The sequence below is a fragment of the Vibrio sp. 1069 genome (assembly GCF_033340555.1).
Genome location: NZ_JAWOWP010000732.1, coordinates 1 through 565 on the forward strand (window position 1 = coordinate 1; position 565 = coordinate 565).

At 48.8% G+C, this 565-nt stretch carries 1 protein-coding gene; it reads left to right on the plus strand.

All coding sequences use genetic code 11. The annotated features are described in order from the left end of the window. Positions 1 to 565 (plus strand): response regulator (locus tag R7040_RS28735; protein ID WP_318097930.1); only part of this gene is annotated, 565 nt, incomplete at both ends.

Consider the following 565-nt stretch of genomic DNA (forward strand, 5'->3'; position numbering starts at 1 on the left):
TCATCATGGGTACACCGAGCACCGAATTAGCGCTTGCCGACCAAATCATGACCGAGCATCAAATCCAGTGCTTAACCAAACCGCTATCACGCCGTAAGCTGCTGCAAAGTTTGATCAATGAACATGTTGAAGCCCCTCAAGCTATTACCGCTCCTGTTGAAACAGAAGAAAGCGAACGACTGCCACTGACGGTGCTCGCGGTGGATGATAACCCTGCAAACCTAAAACTGATTTCAGCACTACTGAAAGAAAGGGTTGAAACCGTAACGGCTTGTAGCAATGGTCAGCAAGCCGTAAATCTCGCTACCGAGAAGAAATACGACCTGATTTTTATGGACATCCAAATGCCATTAATGGATGGCGTGACCGCTTGTCAGAACATCAAAGAGCTTGAGTTAAACAAAGACACACCAGTGATCGCCGTTACCGCGCACGCCATGGCCGGGGAGCGCGATCGTCTGCTCGCCGCAGGTATGGATGATTACCTCACCAAACCAATTGAAGAGCATGTACTGCAACAAGTGTTGGTCCACTGGAATCCGAATACCTGTACAGAAAGCATAGG